At 26.6% G+C, this 19,355-nt stretch carries 19 protein-coding genes and 1 riboswitch; of the genes, 14 read left to right on the forward strand and 5 right to left on the reverse strand.

Annotated elements, in window-relative coordinates:
• Nucleotides 1-201: 201 nt before the first annotated feature.
• Nucleotides 202-465 (reverse strand): hypothetical protein, encoded by a 264-nt coding sequence (locus tag IC213_RS03785; RefSeq protein ID WP_227434999.1) that lies wholly within the window; start codon nucleotides 463-465, stop codon nucleotides 202-204.
• Between the two features lie 320 nt (nucleotides 466-785).
• On the opposite strand from IC213_RS03785, the gene IC213_RS03790 reads away from it, so the two are divergent.
• The 4 genes from IC213_RS03790 (at nucleotide 786) to IC213_RS03805 (ending at nucleotide 4,374) form a co-directional block, all read left to right on the forward strand.
• Nucleotides 786-1,358, forward strand: coding sequence for a hypothetical protein (locus IC213_RS03790; protein ID WP_227435000.1), 573 nt, complete (start codon nucleotides 786-788; stop codon nucleotides 1,356-1,358).
• Between the two features lie 101 nt (nucleotides 1,359-1,459).
• Nucleotides 1,460-2,458, forward strand: coding sequence for a DUF4003 domain-containing protein (locus IC213_RS03795; protein WP_227850997.1), 999 nt, complete (start codon nucleotides 1,460-1,462; stop codon nucleotides 2,456-2,458).
• Nucleotides 2,459-2,809: 351 nt separating this feature from the next.
• On the forward strand, nucleotides 2,810-3,448 hold the full coding sequence (locus IC213_RS03800; RefSeq protein WP_227435003.1) for a lactate utilization protein: 639 nt from the start codon (nucleotides 2,810-2,812) through the stop codon (nucleotides 3,446-3,448).
• A gap of 26 nt (nucleotides 3,449-3,474) precedes the next feature.
• Nucleotides 3,475-4,374 carry a YegS/Rv2252/BmrU family lipid kinase gene (locus IC213_RS03805; RefSeq protein WP_227435009.1) on the forward strand — a complete coding sequence of 300 codons (900 nt, stop codon included), beginning with the start codon at nucleotides 3,475-3,477 and terminating at the stop codon, nucleotides 4,372-4,374.
• 107 nt (nucleotides 4,375-4,481) lie between these two features.
• Here the strand turns inward: IC213_RS03805 and IC213_RS03810 are convergent, their stop codons facing one another.
• On the reverse strand, nucleotides 4,482-6,146 hold the full coding sequence (locus IC213_RS03810) for a glutamine--tRNA ligase/YqeY domain fusion protein (protein WP_227850998.1): 1,665 nt from the start codon (nucleotides 6,144-6,146) through the stop codon (nucleotides 4,482-4,484).
• A 294-nt stretch (nucleotides 6,147-6,440) separates the two neighbouring features.
• On the opposite strand from IC213_RS03810, the gene IC213_RS03815 reads away from it, so the two are divergent.
• The 7 genes from IC213_RS03815 (at nucleotide 6,441) to IC213_RS03845 (ending at nucleotide 14,400) form a co-directional block, all read left to right on the forward strand.
• Entirely contained in the window at nucleotides 6,441-7,154 is a 714-nt protein-coding gene (locus tag IC213_RS03815; RefSeq protein ID WP_227482590.1) for a DUF2140 domain-containing protein, read from the forward strand.
• A 160-nt stretch (nucleotides 7,155-7,314) separates the two neighbouring features.
• Nucleotides 7,315-7,878 carry a hypothetical protein gene (locus IC213_RS03820; RefSeq protein ID WP_227435019.1) on the forward strand — a complete coding sequence of 188 codons (564 nt, stop codon included), beginning with the start codon at nucleotides 7,315-7,317 and terminating at the stop codon, nucleotides 7,876-7,878.
• Between the two features lie 301 nt (nucleotides 7,879-8,179).
• On the forward strand, nucleotides 8,180-9,880 hold the full coding sequence (locus IC213_RS03825; protein ID WP_227435021.1) for a hypothetical protein: 1,701 nt from the start codon (nucleotides 8,180-8,182) through the stop codon (nucleotides 9,878-9,880).
• Nucleotides 9,881-10,048: 168 nt separating this feature from the next.
• The gene (locus IC213_RS03830; RefSeq protein WP_227435022.1) at nucleotides 10,049-10,666 is read left to right on the forward strand and encodes a hypothetical protein; all 618 of its coding nucleotides are present in this window, start codon (nucleotides 10,049-10,051) and stop codon (nucleotides 10,664-10,666) included.
• A gap of 110 nt (nucleotides 10,667-10,776) precedes the next feature.
• A riboswitch (Lysine riboswitch) is annotated at nucleotides 10,777-10,945 on the forward strand.
• A gap of 81 nt (nucleotides 10,946-11,026) precedes the next feature.
• Nucleotides 11,027-12,220: an aspartate kinase gene (locus tag IC213_RS03835; RefSeq protein ID WP_227435024.1), complete on the forward strand. Its 1,194-nt coding sequence runs from the start codon at nucleotides 11,027-11,029 to the stop codon at nucleotides 12,218-12,220.
• 17 nt (nucleotides 12,221-12,237) lie between these two features.
• Entirely contained in the window at nucleotides 12,238-13,530 is a 1,293-nt protein-coding gene (gene lysA, locus IC213_RS03840; protein ID WP_227860404.1) for a diaminopimelate decarboxylase, read from the forward strand.
• A 204-nt stretch (nucleotides 13,531-13,734) separates the two neighbouring features.
• On the forward strand, nucleotides 13,735-14,400 hold the full coding sequence (locus tag IC213_RS03845; protein ID WP_227435027.1) for a hypothetical protein: 666 nt from the start codon (nucleotides 13,735-13,737) through the stop codon (nucleotides 14,398-14,400).
• 148 nt (nucleotides 14,401-14,548) lie between these two features.
• Here the strand turns inward: IC213_RS03845 and IC213_RS03850 are convergent, their stop codons facing one another.
• Nucleotides 14,549-15,634, reverse strand: coding sequence for an AI-2E family transporter (locus tag IC213_RS03850; RefSeq protein ID WP_227862758.1), 1,086 nt, complete (start codon nucleotides 15,632-15,634; stop codon nucleotides 14,549-14,551).
• A gap of 191 nt (nucleotides 15,635-15,825) precedes the next feature.
• Between IC213_RS03850 and IC213_RS03855 the strand changes: the two genes are divergently transcribed.
• The 3 genes from IC213_RS03855 (at nucleotide 15,826) to IC213_RS03865 (ending at nucleotide 18,417) form a co-directional block, all read left to right on the forward strand.
• Entirely contained in the window at nucleotides 15,826-16,542 is a 717-nt protein-coding gene (locus IC213_RS03855) for a pseudouridine synthase (RefSeq protein WP_227482596.1), read from the forward strand.
• A gap of 42 nt (nucleotides 16,543-16,584) precedes the next feature.
• The gene (locus tag IC213_RS03860; protein ID WP_227862759.1) at nucleotides 16,585-17,166 is read left to right on the forward strand and encodes a tRNA (mnm(5)s(2)U34)-methyltransferase; all 582 of its coding nucleotides are present in this window, start codon (nucleotides 16,585-16,587) and stop codon (nucleotides 17,164-17,166) included.
• 378 nt (nucleotides 17,167-17,544) lie between these two features.
• Complete coding sequence (locus IC213_RS03865) at nucleotides 17,545-18,417, forward strand: MurR/RpiR family transcriptional regulator (RefSeq protein ID WP_227435034.1); 873 nt, start codon at nucleotides 17,545-17,547, stop codon at nucleotides 18,415-18,417.
• A gap of 185 nt (nucleotides 18,418-18,602) precedes the next feature.
• Here the strand turns inward: IC213_RS03865 and IC213_RS03870 are convergent, their stop codons facing one another.
• Together IC213_RS03870 and IC213_RS03875 are read right to left on the reverse strand one after the other, a co-directional pair.
• The gene (locus IC213_RS03870; protein ID WP_021384215.1) at nucleotides 18,603-18,803 is read right to left on the reverse strand and encodes a cold-shock protein; all 201 of its coding nucleotides are present in this window, start codon (nucleotides 18,801-18,803) and stop codon (nucleotides 18,603-18,605) included.
• A 342-nt stretch (nucleotides 18,804-19,145) separates the two neighbouring features.
• Complete coding sequence (locus IC213_RS03875) at nucleotides 19,146-19,355, reverse strand: helix-turn-helix domain-containing protein (RefSeq protein WP_227435037.1); 210 nt, start codon at nucleotides 19,353-19,355, stop codon at nucleotides 19,146-19,148.

Consider the following 19,355-nt stretch of genomic DNA (forward strand, 5'->3'; position numbering starts at 1 on the left):
ATTGATTATTTTTTAGGTATATTAAAAGTTGTAATTTTATTTTTATATTGATTATTTATAGTATATTAAATGACAATGTATTAGATTGTCTTGTTGTTTAAATAAGTATTTATAAGTATAAAATAAATATTACTAAAATAGATATTAATAGCCATTAAAATAAAAAGAAAAGTTCCTAATTTTTAGGAACTTTTTATTTGTTTAGTATAATGTATGAGTTTTTGCTTCAGCAATAGCTCTTGCTGCACTTTTAGGATTTTCTATATTCTCTTTTTTATAGAAATTAATTACTTCTTCTAAATCTTTATTTTCAATGTCATCTTTTCTATTTTCAAGAATATAATTTATGATTGATTCGTTTATAAAGTTTGATAAATCTGTATTTTCATTATTAGTCATTTTGTATACTTCTTGTAATAAAATTTCATTAACTTCAACTGTAATTTGTTTTGTATTTTTTATCATATTAATCACCTCTTAAAAAAATTATAGCATTTCAAAAAAATAAAATCAATATGTTTTAAAATTATAGAATTTTAATTCTTAAATTCTTAAAAATAGAAAAATTAAATAGAAGTAGTTTTGAGCTATTAAAAAGATTAATAAAAAAATATTTAGTCATAAAAGCCTTATACTATATGATTCTAAGATGAAGGATTTATAAAGGTTTAGGGTGAATTAAGTATAAGACAACTTCTTAAAGCAAATGAGTATGGCATTTAAATCTAAATGTAGACATATAATATTAAATATGCTAATATATCAAAATAATAAGGGGGGAATTTATGAAGCTTAAAGAAGCATTGATTACATGTGTTGTATGTAGTGTATGTTTAACTCCATTATTGGTAAATGGAGAAACAAAAATAGATGCAGAGCATTGTAAAGAATCTATAGTAAATATAGATACTATAGTAACTTCAGGTAAAAACTTTAATTCTAAATATAATCAAGGTATGGAAGACTATAAAAGCAGTGATGAGTATAAATTGAAAGTGCAAAAAGAGAGACTAGAAAACCAGCTAGGAATCAAAATAAAGGATTTAATTCCTATAACATTTGAAGTGAGTTATTATACCAGCCTTAACCAAGAAAATGGATATGGAGCTATAACTGCTACAGGAGATGATTTAGAAGATGGTTTTGTGGCAAACAATCACTTAAGTTTTGGAACTAAGATTATTGTAGATGGTAAAGTAAAAACCGTTATGGATAGGGGGTCTAGTAAGTATTTTAGTAATTCTAATGCGATAGATGTATTTGTACCCAAATGGAGTAATGAAAGTGAATCAGAGTATTATGACAGGGTTAATAATATGGGAAGGCACTATAAAAAAGGATACATCATTATGGAATAATAGTTCTTCTTCAAGTAATATGTATTGATTGCAATATTTATTACATATATAATAGATATTAAGTTAATTAATACAACAATGTATATTACTGGGAGGGCAATATGGAACAAACTTTTATAAATGGGAAAATAAACTTATTAATGGAAAATTATAAAGCATTAAATGAAGTTAAAGGTTCTTGGCAAATGGGATTAATTCAACATAGTTGTGCACTTGCATTTACGCTTAAGAACAAGAGGATAAGCCCTAGATTAGTAGAAGAGCGAATAGAACTTATTAAAAAAAATACTGGATTATTCTCTAACTTTAGAGGATATAACATATTTTATATTGCAACACTACTTTCATTTGAATCAAATCCAGAAAGTAGTTTTAAGATGATTTTAGAGATATATAAAAATCTTAAAAATGAAAAGTTTTGGGGAGATACATATTTACCACTTACAGCATCAATAGTCTATGAAAATAGAGATAAAATGGATTATATTACATGTATATCAAAAATGAAAACAGTATACGAATATATGAAGAAAAAACATCCATTTTTAACATCTAGTGATGACTATTGTAATATAGCACTTATTGCAATTCATTCAAAAAATTTAGAAGAAGATTTAGAATACATAGAAAAATGCTATGAATTTCTAAATAAAAATGGTTTTTATAAAGGAAATGACTTACAAGCACTATCTCAAATTCTTTTATTTAGCGAAGATAGAACAATGGGTAAATGCAAAAAAACTATTGAACTTAAAAAAGCATTTAAAGAGAATGATTGTAAGTTAAATTATTATGGGTATCCAATAATAGGAGCAATTTCGTTATTAGATTATAAAGAAAATGAAATAATAGAAAATATAAAAAATGTTTCAAATAGACTTAAAGAAGAAAAAGGTTTTGGGAATTGGTCTTTAGGAAAAAGCAATAGAGTAATGATTAGTTCTGCTGTTGTGGCTTCTATTTATGCAGATTCAATACAAAAAGAAAATAATATAGATTCTATAGCTAATAATATATTTTTAAATATTATTATTGCTATTCAAGTTGCTTGTGTAATGGCAGCTACAAGTGCAGCTATAGCATCTTCTTCATCAAATTAGTGACATTATTTATTAAAATTGGATATAATAAACCTAATAATACAATTTATATGTTTAAAAAAGAATATGATATTACATTTAAATTAATTGTGATATTTAATAAAGTAAAGCATATAATTAATATATAGATTTCAGAAAATATATAATACTACATACAATATAGGGAAAGTAGAAAAATACATCTACTTTCCTTTTTAATTATAAATTATGAGTTAGTCTTATAAAAAAATTTATGGAAAATTTATTTAAAGTTTTATATTGTATTTTTTCTTAGATGTACTAAAATAAAACTATAAAGAAAATAAAATTTATAACAAACTAATACATATTGAAAATAAGGGGGAAGTTGAGATGGATCAAAATCTAAATTGGCTTAAAGAAAAAAGAATAGAAAAAACAATAAAATCTCTAGAAAGTAATAACATGAAAGGGTATCTAGTAAATAATAAAGAAGAGCTTCTTAAAAAAATTGAAGAAATAGTAGAAGTAGGTTCTTTAGTAGGTTGTGGTGGCTCTATGACTTTATTTGAGACAGGAGTTATTGACTTTATAAGAGAAAAATATGATTTTCTTGATAGATATGCAAAAGATATTAAACCAGAAGAAATGAAAGAAATATACAGAAAATCATTTTGTGCAGATGCTTATTTTACAAGTACTAATGCAATAACAGAAAATGGAGAGCTCTATAATTTAGATGGAAATGGAAATAGAGTAGCTGCTATGATATATGGACCAGACAAAGTAATAGTTGTAGCAGGTGTAAATAAAATAGTTAAAGATGTAGATGAAGCTATAAAAAGAACTAAAACAATAGCCGCTCCAGCAAATTGCAAGAGACTGAATACAAATACTGGATGTAAGACTACTGGCATATGTATAGATTGTTCAAGTCCAGGAAGAATTTGCTGTAGCTATACACTTATAAAAAGACAATTAGCACCAGAAAGAATACATGTAATTTTCTTAAACGAGGACTTTGGATATTAAAAGAATAAAATAAGTAAGGAGAAATAATGAAAAAAGTAAAACTTATATACAATCCTAATTCAGGTGAAAAAAAAATATTATCAAATTTAGATACTATTATAGAATTATATCAAAAACAAAATTATTTATTGATACCCTATAGATTGAATATTAAAGAGCCTGTAAATAATGCATTTAAAGAAGTAGATAGTTCCTATGACCATATACTAATAGCAGGTGGCGATGGAACTATAGATTTAGTTGTAAATTCAATGAAAGAGTTAGATATAAAGATTCCAATCGGAATTTTACCTACAGGAACTGCAAATGATTTTTCAAATGCTCTTCAAATTCCATTTGATATAAAAGAAGCTATAAAGGAAATCATAAATTCAAAGCCAAAGAAAATAGACATAGGGAAGGTAAATAATAAATACTTTATAAATGTCGCAAGTGCAGGTATGTTTACTGATGTATCACAAAGAATAAGCACAGACTTAAAGAATTCGTTTGGAAGAATTTCTTATTATATAAAGGGAATAGAAGAAGCATTGTATATGAGGAAGTTTAAGATAAAAGTATATTCCAAAGAGATGAATTATGATGGAGATATGTATCTTATGCTGATTTTTAATGGAAAAACAGCAGGAAATATAAATTTAGCATATAAAGCTGAAATAGATGATGGATATTTAGATGTAATTATTTTTAAAGGAATGCCAATTCCAAAATCAATACCAGTTTTGATAAGTGTGCTTAGAGGTGATTACTTAGATCAATATAATGGAAATGAAATATTGTATTTTAAAACTAAAAAAGTAGATATAGAATGTAAAGATTCTCTTATAACAGACATTGATGGGGAAAAAGGTCCAGATTTTCCTCTCAATATAGAATGTATAAAAGATGGAATAGAGGTTATGGGAATCTGTAGTGGAAAAAGTTAATTATTTAAAATAAATGATGAAGACTAAAATAAAAAATTACTTCTAACTAAATTTATTTATAGTAGAAGTAATTTATATCTTAAGTCTTCATTTTTTAGTTATAACAATTATTTAGCAGGTTTAAAAGAGCTTTTTAAAGGAACTATTCTATTGAACACAAGTTTTTCCTTAGTTGTGTATTTATTATCTATACTAAAGAACCCATTTCTAACAAATTGGAATTTATCAAAAGGTTTAGCATCTTTTACTTGTGTAGGCTCAACAAAACCTTGTAATATTTCTAATGAATTAGGATTTATCTGTTCTAAGAAATGCTTTCCTTCATTTTCAGGTAAATCATCAAGAATCAATGGCTCAAACAATCTAAATTCACATGGTATAGCTGATTTAGCATCAACCCAATGTATTGTAGATTTTACTTTACGACCTGTAAATCCAGAACCACTCTTAGTTTCAGGGTCATAAGTACCATGTATTTCAACTACATTTCCATTTTCATCCTTAATTACATCCGTACATTTTACGAAATAAGCTCCTTTTAAACGAACTTCATTTCCTGGGAAAAATCTGAAATATTTTTTAATAGGTTCTTCCATAAAATCATCTTGTTCTATATATAATTCTCTAGAAAAAGGAACTAATCTTTTACCTTGAGATTCATCTTTAGCATTGTTTTCTATTTCAAGCATTTCAACCTTATCTTCTGGGTAGTTGGTTATAACTAGCTTTAAAGGTCTTAAAACTCCCATAGCAAGTGGAGCCTTTGGCTGTAAGTTTTCTCTTAGGAAATAATCAAGCATTTGACTGTCTACTGTAGAGTTAACTTTCGATACTCCTATTTCACTACAAAAATTACGTAAAGCTTCAGCAGTATATCCCTTACGTCTAATTCCAGATATAGTAGGAACACGAGGGTCATCCCAACCATCAACAATTCCTTCGTCTACAAGTTGTTTTAATTTTCTTTTACTCATAACAGTATTGTTTATGTTAAGTCTAGCAAATTCTATTTGTCTAGGTACATTTTCCATTTCACATTCTCTGACAAACCAGTCATAAAGAGGTCTTTGGTCTTCAAACTCCAAAGTACATATAGAGTGAGTTATTCCTTCAATTGCATCTTCAATTGGATGGGCAAAAGCATACATAGGATATATACACCATTTATCTCCTGTATTATGATGTGTTGAATGAGCTATTCTGTATATAATTGGGTCTCTAAGGTTTATATTTGGAGAAGACATATCTATTTTAGCTCTTAATGTTTTTTCTCCATCTTTAAATTCACCATTTTTCATTCTTTCAAATAAATCTAGGTTTTCTTCAATAGTTCTATTTCTATAAGGGCTTTCTTTACCAGGTTCAGTAAGAGTGCCACGATACTCCCTCATTTCATCTTGTGTTAATTCACACACATAAGCTTTACCTTTTTTTATTAGGATTAAAGCTCTTTTGTACATTTCATCAAAGTAGTTAGATGCAAAATTTAATTCACTCCAATCAAATCCTAACCACTTAACATCTTCTTTTATGGATTCTACATATTCAACATCTTCTTTTAATGGATTTGTATCATCAAATCTTAAATTAGCCTTTCCATTAAATTCTTTAGCTAGTCCAAAGTTAAGACATATACTTTTTGCATGACCAATATGTAAATATCCGTTTGGTTCAGGTGGAAAACGAGTTATTATACTGTCATGTTTTCCTGTTTCTAGGTCATTTATAATAATATTTTTTATAAAGTTAGATGAGTTCGTTTCATTTGACATATTTTCATACCTCCTATTTAATTTGCTTATAATACAGAACACTACACTGTATTGCATAATATTAATTTTAATCCAAGATTAGAAAAAAATAAAGGTGTAATTAAGAGTATTATGCAAAATATTAACTTTTATACTAAAAACATGTTTTTTTACAGTTTATTTACAAAAAAGCAGATTAGTTGAATTAATCTTTAAAAGACTGTATTATAATATGTATATTGTTAAGAATATTATGTGAAGTTAGTTATCTAAATTTATTTTAAATCTGTTGACAGATTTGTAAAGGAGACGATTATGGGAAGGATTGCAAAGATTATATTAAGCTTAATTGTTATTATTTTAGTGTTAACAGGTATTGTTGTATACATATTAACACCAAAAGAGAGATATGATGTTAGTTCACAAAATAATAAAATCATAGACGAAGAGTATTTATCAAAAGGTTCATATATAAATTCTATGGAAATAGTAAAAAATCCACTTAGAATGGTTGGAAAAGTATCTGTTTCCGAAGAAGAGTTTAGAAATCTAATATATACATTAATGAATAAACATGGAATTAAAGAATTTGAAAATAATTTTGTTGAGATGAAGGATGGAAAAATAAAAGTGGCAGGTCCATATAAGGTCTTTGGTCTAATCAATAGCCAATATGAGCTTGAACTAAAACCCACTTTAAAAAATGAAGATTTGGTTGTAAGTCTTGAAAATGTAAAGATTGGAAAATTTAAAATAAGTGATAAAATGCTAGAAAAAATACTAAGTAATTACAATAAAAAGGTTCCATTTGAGGTTAATGGAAATAAAATTACTTTAGAAAAAAGTTATCTTTATCCAGTAACACTTAAAAATATATCTATAAAAAAAGGAAATGTTGATTTGGATATGGAAGTAGAAATAGATTTAAAATCACAAATAAATGGAGCATTAGGTTATCTAAAGGATTCTGGAAAAGCTCAGGATATACTAAATCATTTGATTAATTTAAAGAAAACATCTGTTGGTTAAAAATATAGAAAATTTATATTTATATTTTTATTATATTTTATATAATATTAAAGCACTTTAAAATCAAAATTTGTAAAATAGCCTTTATTATGTTAGAATATTTTATGACATTAAGTTGTAAGTGTATAATATTATTTAATTACTAGATTGGGGGGAAATGATGAATAAAATTTATATTGTAACAACATATACAGGAACTGTATTATCTTATTTAATAAGAAATATAAGTAAAAAACTGTATACACATGTGTCAATATCATTAAATGAAAATTTAAAGCCAATGTATTCTTTTGGGAGATTAAATCCAAGAAATCCATTTATTGGAGGCTTTGTTGAAGAAAATATAAATCAAGGCTTATATGCTATAAGAAAAAATACTGTATGTAGAGTATATTCATTAGAAGTAGATAATTCACAATATGAAAATCTATTTAAAAATATAAAATTAATTAGTGATTATAGAGAAGATTACTATTATGATATAATGGCATTGATATATTTGTCTATGAATATTCACAGAAAAGTTGAATATAAATACGTATGTTCAAACTTTGTTGCTGATATGTTAGAAAAAAGTGAAATAGATATTTTGAATAAAGAAGCATTTGAAGTAACACCAAATGATTTCTATAATTTAAATGGTTTAACTTTAGAGTATGAAGGTTTATTGTCAGAATATAATTCTAAACAGCATTCTTATGTATCCAAAATGGCAAACATATAAAAAATTTATTTTAAAATTTATCATATAAAAATATTGCTAAATAATTAGGCTGAAGATGGTAGTTTAACTTCGAGAGGATTAAGAATTCGTAAATCTTAGTTAGAACACTTTCTTCAGTTTTTGATTTTCTGTAGTTATTTACATGATTATAATATTTTTTTGAGATATATATCAAATATAAATAAACAGTGGTACAAAAGTATAAAGATATCTTAATACATAATAAATATGATAAATATTTATTTTTTGTAAATATATGGATATAATAGTAATAATAATATTTTATAGAGAGGAGTATTAAATGAAACGATATCTTAAAACATATGGAGTTTCACTCATAATTGTAGCAATTTATGCATTTATTAAATTACCTGTACTTAGACTGGACTTCACATCTTTATTTTCAGTAGGAATAATATTTTTTGTTGTAGCAGGAATATTAGATATGATGCTAGATAGAAATGAAAGAACATCTAAACTTGCTAAATATAATTTTTCAATAGCAATAGCTTTACTTGTATATGTTGTAGTTGTACCCTTTATAGCCTCTACACCTGTACTTCATGCAAAAGCCTATAAAGACTTATTAGGAAAGGTGACTGAGAGTAAATTTACTGATGATATGAGTCCTGTCAGTGTAAATGACATTCGTCTTGTAGATGAAGACATGGCAATGAAATTAGGTGATAAAAAACTTGGAGAAGTTCCAGCTATAGGTAGTGTATCAAAATTAGGAAAGTTTCATATACAAAATGTAGATGGAGAGTTGTACTGGGTAGCACCTCTTGTGCATAGAGATATAATTAAATGGGTTACATCTTTAAGTGGTACAAGTGGATATGTAAAGGTATCAGCAAGTAATCCTCAAGATGTTCAACTAGTTCAAGAAATAGATGGAAAACCAATAAAGATAGTATATCAACCAGAAGCTTATTTACATCAAGATTTACAAAGACATTTATACATACATGGTATTGTAAATGTTGGTATGACAGATTTTACTCTTGAAATAAATGATGAAGGAAGACCTTATTGGGTTGTAAGTTTATATGAACATAAAATTGGTTATGGAGGAGCAAATGCCACAGGCATAGCTACCGTTGATGCAGAAACTGGAAAAATAAATGTCTATAATGTTAAAAATACACCTAAATGGGTAGATAGAATACAACCACAAAAATTTGTAACAGACCAAATTCAAGACTGGGGTGTTTATGTCAATGGATTTTTAAATTCTGTTATATCAGAAAAGGGAGTACTAGTGCCAACAGAAGGGACATCGCTAGTCTATGGAAATGACAATAGGTCATATTGGTATACAGGTATAACATCGTCTGGTGGAGATGAATCTACAATTGGATTTATGCTTGTTGACTCTAGAACTAAAGAAGCTAAACTGTATAAGCAGCCAGGAGCAACTGAGACAGCTGCGATGAAATCAGCTGAAGGTAATGTTCAAGAAAAGAATTATGAAGCTACATTCCCTGTTATGTACAATATATTAGGTCAGCCAACATATGTATCATCTTTAAAAGATAAAGCTGGTCTTGTAAAGAGAGTAGCCTTTGTATCTGTTGAAGATTATAATGTACTTGGTCTAGGGGAAGATAAAAATGAAGCTTTAAGAAATTATAAAGATTCATTAGAATCTAAAGGCAATGACTTAAAGCTTGATAATGATATGAAAGATGAAGTTATAGAAGGTGTAGTAACTAGAATAAGTCCTGATGTGCGAGGAGGAAATACTAATTACTATGTAACTTTAGATTCTAATAAAGAGATAATATTTAAAGCTACCTCAAAAGTATCTAGCGAATTACCATTGACTCAAGTTGGAGACAAAGTTAAAATATCATATTCAAAAGAAGATTCTGGTGTAATTGAAATGTCAGAATTTGATAACTTAAATATTGCAAATTTTGATGATAAAAAAGCAAAACAAGAGACAGGAACTAATGAAGATACAAATTCACAAGATTCTGAAAGTCAAAGCAATGTGTAACTTAGTAAAAAAACTGTAGATAGTGTTTAGTGCATTAATAGCTAGTTTTTATAGAAATAAATTCTATAAAAACTAGCTATTTTATTTTAATTCTTTGTAAATTTAATGTCATAAATTTAATATAATATTAGTACAACTTTGCAAATAATACTTCAAGGAGAATGTACTATGACGAATATGGAAAAAGAGATATTGCTTTTAATTAGCAGGGTTAGATGTGTTACAGAAGCTCAATTTAGAAAGATTTATGGAGACCAAAAAAGATACAATAAAAAAAATTTCAAAAAAACATTGAGAAAAATGTGTAGTGAGTATACACTAAAAAAATATCCATGTGATGTGGATTATCGTAACTATAAGGACCTCTCATATGTTTACTATTTGAATGGTAGTAAGCTTTTTAAGGGAGATGATTTAATAAAGGCTCTAGTAGGGTCAGAACTAGTTGTTAGAATTAATACTGCAGGTTGTGATGTAAAAAGATTTTATCGAAATGTTAGTGTAGATGATGTTAAATATGATTTATTTATTGAATATACAGATCAATTTGGCAATATAAAGCAGGTTTTAGTAGATGTTGATTTAAATAATGAAATAGATGTTTCTAAATATGAGAATCTCTCTAGAAAAATAGATAAATCTACAATTCCATTTTTTAGAGTACCAAATATTTTGGTGGTTACACCAGATAATTTATCTGAATTAAATGACTTAGAGAAAGAAGATAATGAATATAGTATAAATTTTATAGATTTAGGATTAAATAAACTATTTAATTGTATATAAGATATTTTTAGAAAATAAAGTTTTTGATTTGCCACATTTTGTAAAAAAATTGTTGCAATATTATATAGAATATGATAAAACTATATTAATAAATTAATTAATAATAATGAGCCTAGGGTAGAGGTAGCTATATTCAAGAGTAATCAATAGTAGCTGGTAAGTGTTGATGATTGATGAAAGGGTCTATAGCCGAAGAAAAGTTGTTGACAAACAGATTTTCTGGACTTATGCAGAATATGCATAAGGCTGTCACTTTTAAAGTGGTGAGCTACAAGGTTACTTGGTCTATGAAGTTCACACGTCCAAAGTATACCTTTGGGCGTTTTTATTTATCAAAATTTAGCTTGAGGGGGAAAAAGCATGAGTATAATTGTCCAAAAATATGGAGGAAGTTCAGTTGCAGATACTGACAAAATAAAGTCAATTGCAGAAAATATAATAGAAAGAAGAAAAGAAAATCCACAAATGGTAATAGTTGTATCTGCTATGGGAAAATCAACAGATGAATATATAAACTTGGCAAAAGAATTGAGTAATGAACCTAGTAAAAGAGAGCTAGATGCTTTAATGTCTACTGGAGAAATGATTTCAGCATCTTTATTATCAATAGCATTAAATGCACTTGGTTGTAAAGCCATAAGCTATAATGCTTATCAATTAAATATAAAAACAAGCGGACTTCATGGAAAATCTCAAATTGACGATATAAATGTAAATAGAATAAAGAATAGTTTAGATGAAGGGAATGTTGTAATAGTAACTGGATTTCAAGGAATCAATGAAGATGGTGATGTAACTACTCTTGGAAGAGGTGGTTCAGACACATCTGCTGTAGCTCTTGCAGTTAAATTAAATGGCAAATGTGAGATATATACAGATGTTGATGGAATTTATTTTACAGACCCAAGAAAATATGCAAAGGCAAATAAACTTGATGAGATTGAATATGAAGAGATGCTTGAATTAGCAAGTTTAGGAGCACAAGTAATGCATTCAAGAAGTATAGAACTTGCACAAAAATATGGTGTTGAAATTTATGTTGGACGTACATGTAGTACAGTAAAAGGAACATATATAAGAGGGGGAAAAGACATGAAATTAGAGGATAAAGTAATAACAGGATTAGCTACTAGTGATGATGATAGTTCTATAACAATAAAAGATTTTAAAGTAGAAAATATATCTAGTTTATTTGAAGATATAGCAACTATGGGAATAAGTGTGGATATGATAAGTCAAACTGCACCTATTTTAGATAAAATAAGTGTGTCATTTACAGTTCCAAAAGAAGAATTAGGAGAGTGCAAAAAGATAGTGTCTAAATATACAAATGAAGAACATGTAGTAATTGATAATAACATCACTAAATTCTCTTTAGTAGGTCTTGGTATGAAAAATACTTCTGGAGTTGCTGCTAAAGTATTTAAGATATTTAATGAAAATGGTATAATGGTAAAACTTATAACTACATCAGAAATTCGTATAACTTGTGCCATAAATTCTGATGATAAACAAGTAGCTATTGAGAAAATAGCAGAAGTATTTAATATATAAAACTTAGGGAGGATATTATGAAACTTCATGGAACTATGACTGTAAAAGACAATGAATTATATATTGGAGGTGTAAGCTGTCTAGAGCTTAGTAAAAAATATCAAACTCCATTATATGTATTTGACGAAGACTTAGTAAGACAAAACTGTAGAGAATATATAAAATATTTTAAGGCTAAAGATGGAAAAAATAAAGTTGCTTATGCAGGTAAGGCATTTTTACCTCTTTATATGTGTAATCTTATAAATGAAGAAGAGATGTGTTTGGATGTAGTTTCAGGAGGGGAACTATATACAGCTTATAAATCAAATTTTCCTATGGAAAAAGTTTTCTTTCATGGAAACAATAAAACTGAAGAAGAAATAAATATGGGATTAGATTTGGGAGTAGGTAAGTTTGTAGTAGATAATTTCTATGAGTTAGATTTAATTGAAAAATTATGTGAAGAGAAGAAGAAAACTCAAGAAATATATTTTAGAATAACACCTGGTATAGAAGCTCACACACACGATTATATAAAAACAGGTCAAATAGATTCTAAATTTGGTTTTGCTTTAGTAAATGGAGATTTGTTTAGAGCAATAGAAAAATTGAATGATTATACAAATATTAAATTGGTAGGTCTTCATGCTCATATCGGTTCACAAATATTTGATGTAGAACCATACATAGATACAGTAGATATAATGATGAACTTAGTAAAAGAAATAAAAGAAAAATTTAATATACAGCTGACAGAAATTGACTTAGGCGGAGGTGTAGGTGTTTATTATAGTAAAGGTGATAAACCTAAAACTATAAGAGAATTCTGTGAAACTATAATCACTAAAGCAGAAAATTCTTGTAAAGAACTTGGAATAGAAGTACCTACATTGGTAATAGAACCAGGAAGATCAATAGTTGCAAATGCAGGAAGTACATTGTATACAGTAGGTTCAATAAAAGATATAAAAGATGTTAGAGTTTATGTAAGTGTAGATGGAGGTATGACAGACAATGTAAGACCTTCACTATATCAAGCTAATTATGAATGCAGTATTGTAAATAAGATTAACCATGAAACTATGAACCATGTAACAATAGCTGGTAAATGTTGTGAAAGTGGAGATATATTAATTGGAGATATAGATATAATGGATATAAAAAGTGGAGATGTACTTATAACAACATCAACAGGTGCATATGGATATTCAATGTCTTCAAATTATAATAAAATACCAAGAGCAGCAGTAGTGTCAGTATTTGATGGAGATGACAAGATAATTTGTAAAAGACAAAGTTATGAAGACTTATTATCTTTAGAAGTATAGAAGAAGAATTAAATATTAATTTTTAAAATAAGTAGATTAGACAATATATCTATAGATTTAAACTAATTTTTAGTTTGTTATAGTTATTCAAGTCATATCTACTTATTTTCTGTTTTATTAACAATTTTCCTGTAATAAATATAAAATATTTTAAAAACTTCCTGATTATGATAAAATTTAAAGTATATGACAAGGAGGGATTTAATGAGAGGAAGAGTAATTTTATTGATATCGATATTATCTATATTTCTTGTAGGATGTTCATTTAATAAAAAAGATGAAATAAGTTCAACTGAGCAAGGAAAAATATATTTAGAGAAACATGACTATAAAAAAGCTATGGAAGCATTATCCTCTGCATTAGAAGAAGATAGCGCTAATGAAAATGCAAGAGCTATGTATATGCAATCTATGAGAATGCTAAATGTGGATGAATTTGAAAAAGCTACAAATTATACGGATGCAATTAAAGAGCTTAAGCTTATAGAGAAAATTAAAAACGGCTCATCTGTTATTAAAAATGAAGCATCTAAAAAGAAAGAGGAATTGACTAAATTAGAAAAAGAACAGAATGAAGCAGAGGAAGAACGAAAGAAAAAGGCAAAAGACACAGCTGGAGAAGATAGGTATAGAGTGGAATCAGAAGCAAAGAAATCTTCCTATAGTGAAAAGAGTAAAAATAATAAATCTAATTCCAAAAACAAAAATACAACTTCAAACAATAACAAAGATGTAACTAACAATGATTCTTCTCAAAATCAAGAAAAACCAAATACGAGCAATCCAACACCGACACCAACTCCACCTTCATCAGAAAATAGTGGAGGGTCAGATAGTAGTGGAAATTCTCAGAACTCAAATAATCAGTAAATGTAAAGTATTACATATAAACAATTAAGACTTTGTATCAGAAAATGAAATTAACTTTTAGCATATATTCTTTGCCAAGAGTTAATTTCATTTTTTTATAGTAATGTAATAGATAATAATTAATTTTTAAAATTATAAAAGATAAAGCTTATTGCAATCTCTTGTCAATATATTTGTCAATAGAAGTTTTTACAACAGCAGCTACAGGTACTGAAAGAAAAACACCTATAAAGCCAAAAAGAGACTGTCCTATTAAAATCGCAGAAATTATCCATATAGCTCCTATTCCAACTTGATTGCCCATAACCTTTGGCTCTATGAAATTTCCATCTAGTTGTTGTAATATAAATATAAATATGATAACCCATATGGTTTTTTGTGGGCTGTATAAAATTGTCATAGCTACTGGAGGTATAGCTCCAATAAATGGCCCTAGATAAGGTATTATGTTTGCTAAAAATATTATTGAAGCTAAAAATAAAGCATTTTCTATTCGAATGATAAATTGAAATCCTATAAATGCAATTATACCAATAATGAGAGAGTCTAAAATTCTACCAATTAAATAATCATAAAAAATATCATGGGTAGTTCTAAAAAATTCTATAATGTCATCAGCTTTGTTTCTAGCAGTAGAAGAATATAGCAATCTTTTAAATCCTAATGCAATTTTTTCCTTATCATATATAATATATATAGATAATATAAAGCCCATTACCATACTAAATAGCATAGATGATATGCTAAGTGTATAGATTAAAAAGTTTTTAGGAATTCTACTAATAAAATTACTAGCTTCTTTTAATGCATTATCTAAGCTGTGTTGTATATGAGGAATTAGAGCTTTTAAAAAATCTATGTTTGACATATTTTTTTCTATAAAATTATCTATATAATCACTGTAGATAGGCATTTCATTTATTAATCTATTTAATGTATTGGCTATTGAAGGAATTAGTAATCTAATACCAAAAGCTAAAATAATACCTATCAATATATAAGATAAAAAAATGGATAAAAGCCTATGTGTTTTAAATTTTATTTCAAAAAGCATTACAAGAGGATTTAAAAGCAAAGCGAGTAAAATAGCTAGTAAAAATGGACTAAAAAAACTTAATAATCCTTCAATGCTAGATATAAAATCTGCTGGAGTATTAATAAACTTAAAAAATAAAATTCCAATAAACACGACCATTAAATAATATTTTACATTTTCTTTTGAAATAATAATCACTTCCTTAAAATAGTGTTTAATCAGCTATTACATATTAATAGTATGTGAAAAGAAATTACAATTATTTAGGAAAATTAAATAATTTTTTGGCTTGTTTTTAATTAAGGTCTAGTATAGTATAATAATGTAACAAAATTAATGTTGATAAAAATATTAAATAACATATAATTTAAGATAAGAAAGGATTATGTATGAGAATTAATAAATATATAGCTTCTTGTGGAATTGCATCTAGAAGAAAAGCAGAAGAAATCATTCTTGAAGGAAGAATAAAGGTAAATGGAAATATAGTAAAAGAGCTATCTTTTAATATTGATGAAGAAAAAGATATAGTAGAATTTGATAATAAAGCAGTAAAGCCAAGCGAAAATTATGTCTATATAGTATTGAATAAGCCAGAAGGTTATATAACTACTGTAAAAGATCAGTTTAATAGAGCAAGTGTAATAGATATATTAAAAGATGTAAAGGAAAGAGTATATCCAATAGGGAGGTTAGATTATGAAACAAGTGGGCTTTTGATACTTACTAATGATGGAGATTTAACATATAAACTTACTCATCCAAAACATGAAATTAATAAAACTTATGTGGCAAGTGTAAAAGGAATTATAAATAAGGATGAAATAAAAAATTTTGAAAAAGGACTAAAAATAGAAGATTATACAACAGCACCTGCTAAAATCAGAGTAACTAAGGAAAATAAAGAAAAGAATTATTCAGTATGCGAAATAACTATACATGAAGGAAGAAATAGACAAGTAAGAAAAATGTGTAAGGCTATAAATCATCCAGTTTTAAACTTAAGAAGAATTTCTGTAGGGAAAATAGTATTAAAAGATATAAAAGTTGGTGAATATAGATACTTAACAGAAGATGAAATAAAATATTTAAAATCAATAAAATAACATGAAAATGAAATGAAGTTAATAGTAGGGAGAAATAATATTATGGCATATGCAAAACATTTAACTAAAATTACAGATATAAATAAATTTTATTTAGAAAATATTATTAATAAAGGTGATGTAACAATAGATGCTACCATGGGAAATGGTTATGATACAAAGTATTTGGCTGAAAAGGTTGGAGAAGAAGGCTTTGTATATGCTTTTGATATACAAGAAGAAGCTCTAAAATCTACAAGAAAAAAATTAGAAAAAGAAGGATATATAGATAGAGTAAAATTAATACTTGATGGTCATGAAAATATCGATAAATATGTAAAAGAAGAAGTTTCATGTGTTTTATTTAATTTAGGATATCTTCCAAGAGCAAAACATCTAATTATAACTAAACCAGATACAACTTTAAAAGCTATAAAGTCTAGCTTAGAAATATTAAAAGAAAATGGAATAATAAGTATTGCTATATATACAGGACATGATGGAGGGCAAGAAGAAAAAGATAGTATATATAATTTTGTAAATAATTTAAATCAAGATGAATTTAATGTTTTAGAATCTAAATTTTTAAATCAAGTCAATAACCCACCACAATTGATTTTAATTGAAAAGAAAAAATCACAATAAACACTAAAAAAAACTTGACAAGATTCTATTAAGAGTTAATATATATATTGTAACCTTTTAAAAACACTTTAAATAATAAGTATATGATAATTTACTTTTGAAGTAAGTAATGTGCTTAAATATGCAAAATAAAATATTTAACTTTTAAATGAGTAAAAATTGAAAATTTTAAAAGAAATATTGAATAAATCTTAAAAAATGCAAGGAAAGATGGTATAATAAATTTAATCGAAAATACTATGTGAAGTATAAGGTACAGAAAAGTTAGAATTTTATGAGTTTAAGAAGCTGAGATAAAAACTAAAATAATAAAATTTTTAGAAAAAATATTAGTAGTGATAAAAAGAAAATAGTTTATATAACTAAAAGGAGAAAAAAATGGAAGAAACAAATGAAATGAAAGATAGTAAACATTTGATATCAAATATACAATCTCAATACACGAGGTTAAGTAAGGGGCAAAAACTTATAGCACAATATATTTTGAATAATTATGATAAAGTTGCATTCATGACTGCATGCAAATTAGGTGAAACTGTAGGAGTGAGTGAATCTACTGTTGTAAGGTTTGCAAATGCTCTAGGCTATAGTGGGTATCCAAAATTACAAGCTGCACTTCAAGAACTCATAAAAAATAAATTAACTACAGTACAAAGAGTTGAAATGGCACATGATTATTCTGATGATTTTGCAATATTGAACAAAGTTTTAAAGAGTGATATAGATAATATAAGATCAACATTAGAAGAAATTGATGAAAAAGCATTTAAGGAAGCTTCTAATAAACTTTTAAAGGCAAGAAAAATATATATACTTGGTATGAGAAGTTCTTTTGTAGTAGCTCAATACCTAGGTTTTTACTTAGATATAATACTTGATAATGTCCATATAATTAGAATGGATATGGGAGATGCATTTGAACAGATTGTAAGAATAAACGAAGAAGATGTTATAGTTGCAATTAGTTTCCCACGTTATTCAAAAAAATCTTATCAAATTGTCAATTATGCTAAGGAAAAAGGAGCACATGTAATTTCATTAACAGATAGTTTATTTGCACCAGTAGCAGCACTTGCAGACAATACTCTTTTGGTTAAGAGTAATATGGCTTCATTTGTAGATTCACTAGTTCCAGCACTTAGTATTTCAAATGCTCTTGCAATCTCTGTTGGTATGAAAGAAAAAGAAGATATTAAACAGCACTTCGATGACTTAGAGCAAATCTGGAAGAGATATTCTGTATACGAGTAAAGTTTATATATTAATAAGTATGATTAATTATTAAAAATCTCAAATCCATCAGTTTTTGAGTAAAAATACTATAAAAAACTGACTGACATTTAACTGACAGTCAGTTTTTTTATTTAAATAAAATTTTGCTTAAATTATCAATAAAAAAAGACCCTCAAAAGAGTCTTTCCCGAAAAATCTATATATTATAATATAGTTATATTTTCTGCTTGAGGACCTCTAGCGCCTTTAACTATATCAAAGCTTACTTGTTGACCTTCTTCTAATGATTTAAATCCTGAAGTTTGTATAGCTGAGAAATGAGCAAATACATCATCTCCACCTTCTATTGATATAAACCCAAATCCTTTTTCATTATTAAACCATTTCACTATTCCATTATTCATTAAAAATACTCCTATTAACCTATATCAAGATATACTTGATTTAATTGTGTATTACCACAAATACTATTATATCATAGATTAATAGTAATGTCTATTTAATTATATTTTTTAGTTAACATCTTTGGTTATTATTAGTCTTAAAAATATATTTAAGAGTTTTATATTAAGATATCTTAATATAAAACTAGATAAAACTAAAAAGGGTTTTCTAGAAAATAAAGTCTATTTAATTTAATACCCATTAGTACACATGAAAAAGATTTGACAACATGTCTAAATTTTCAAGTAAAATAATAAAGGCTATAGGTGATAATCAAAAAGAGTGTTTTAGACACTCTTTTCTTAATCATCTTCTACATATTCAAGTATATCACCTGGTTGGCAGTCTAAAGCTTTACAAATTTCATTTAGAGTGGTGAATCTAATAGCTTTTGCTTTACCAGTCTTTAAAATTGATAAATTAGCATTTGTAATATCTATTTTTTCAGCCAAATCTTTAAGTGATATTTTTCTTTTTGCCATCATTACATCTAGATTAACTATAATTGCCAT

Source organism: Clostridioides sp. ES-S-0049-02 (assembly GCF_020658465.1).
GTDB lineage: Bacteria > Bacillota > Clostridia > Peptostreptococcales > Peptostreptococcaceae > Clostridioides.

Excerpts from the sequence above, each read along its gene's own strand:
- IC213_RS03785 (WP_227434999.1), bottom strand. The coding sequence starts at position 465 with ATGATAAAAAATACAAAACAAATTACAGTTGAAGTTAATGAAATTTTA.
- IC213_RS03790 (WP_227435000.1), top strand. The coding sequence starts at position 786 with ATGAAGCTTAAAGAAGCATTGATTACATGTGTTGTATGTAGTGTATGT.
- IC213_RS03795 (WP_227850997.1), top strand. The coding sequence starts at position 1,460 with ATGGAACAAACTTTTATAAATGGGAAAATAAACTTATTAATGGAAAAT.
- IC213_RS03800 (WP_227435003.1), top strand. The coding sequence starts at position 2,810 with ATGGATCAAAATCTAAATTGGCTTAAAGAAAAAAGAATAGAAAAAACA.
- IC213_RS03805 (WP_227435009.1), top strand. The coding sequence starts at position 3,475 with ATGAAAAAAGTAAAACTTATATACAATCCTAATTCAGGTGAAAAAAAA.
- IC213_RS03810 (WP_227850998.1), bottom strand. The coding sequence starts at position 6,146 with ATGTCAAATGAAACGAACTCATCTAACTTTATAAAAAATATTATTATA.
- IC213_RS03815 (WP_227482590.1), top strand. The coding sequence starts at position 6,441 with ATGGGAAGGATTGCAAAGATTATATTAAGCTTAATTGTTATTATTTTA.
- IC213_RS03820 (WP_227435019.1), top strand. The coding sequence starts at position 7,315 with ATGAATAAAATTTATATTGTAACAACATATACAGGAACTGTATTATCT.
- IC213_RS03825 (WP_227435021.1), top strand. The coding sequence starts at position 8,180 with ATGAAACGATATCTTAAAACATATGGAGTTTCACTCATAATTGTAGCA.
- IC213_RS03830 (WP_227435022.1), top strand. The coding sequence starts at position 10,049 with ATGACGAATATGGAAAAAGAGATATTGCTTTTAATTAGCAGGGTTAGA.
- IC213_RS03835 (WP_227435024.1), top strand. The coding sequence starts at position 11,027 with ATGAGTATAATTGTCCAAAAATATGGAGGAAGTTCAGTTGCAGATACT.
- lysA (WP_227860404.1), top strand. The coding sequence starts at position 12,238 with ATGAAACTTCATGGAACTATGACTGTAAAAGACAATGAATTATATATT.
- IC213_RS03845 (WP_227435027.1), top strand. The coding sequence starts at position 13,735 with ATGAGAGGAAGAGTAATTTTATTGATATCGATATTATCTATATTTCTT.
- IC213_RS03855 (WP_227482596.1), top strand. The coding sequence starts at position 15,826 with ATGAGAATTAATAAATATATAGCTTCTTGTGGAATTGCATCTAGAAGA.
- IC213_RS03860 (WP_227862759.1), top strand. The coding sequence starts at position 16,585 with ATGGCATATGCAAAACATTTAACTAAAATTACAGATATAAATAAATTT.
- IC213_RS03865 (WP_227435034.1), top strand. The coding sequence starts at position 17,545 with ATGGAAGAAACAAATGAAATGAAAGATAGTAAACATTTGATATCAAAT.
- IC213_RS03870 (WP_021384215.1), bottom strand. The coding sequence starts at position 18,803 with ATGAATAATGGAATAGTGAAATGGTTTAATAATGAAAAAGGATTTGGG.
- IC213_RS03875 (WP_227435037.1), bottom strand. The coding sequence starts at position 19,355 with ATGGCAATTATAGTTAATCTAGATGTAATGATGGCAAAAAGAAAAATA.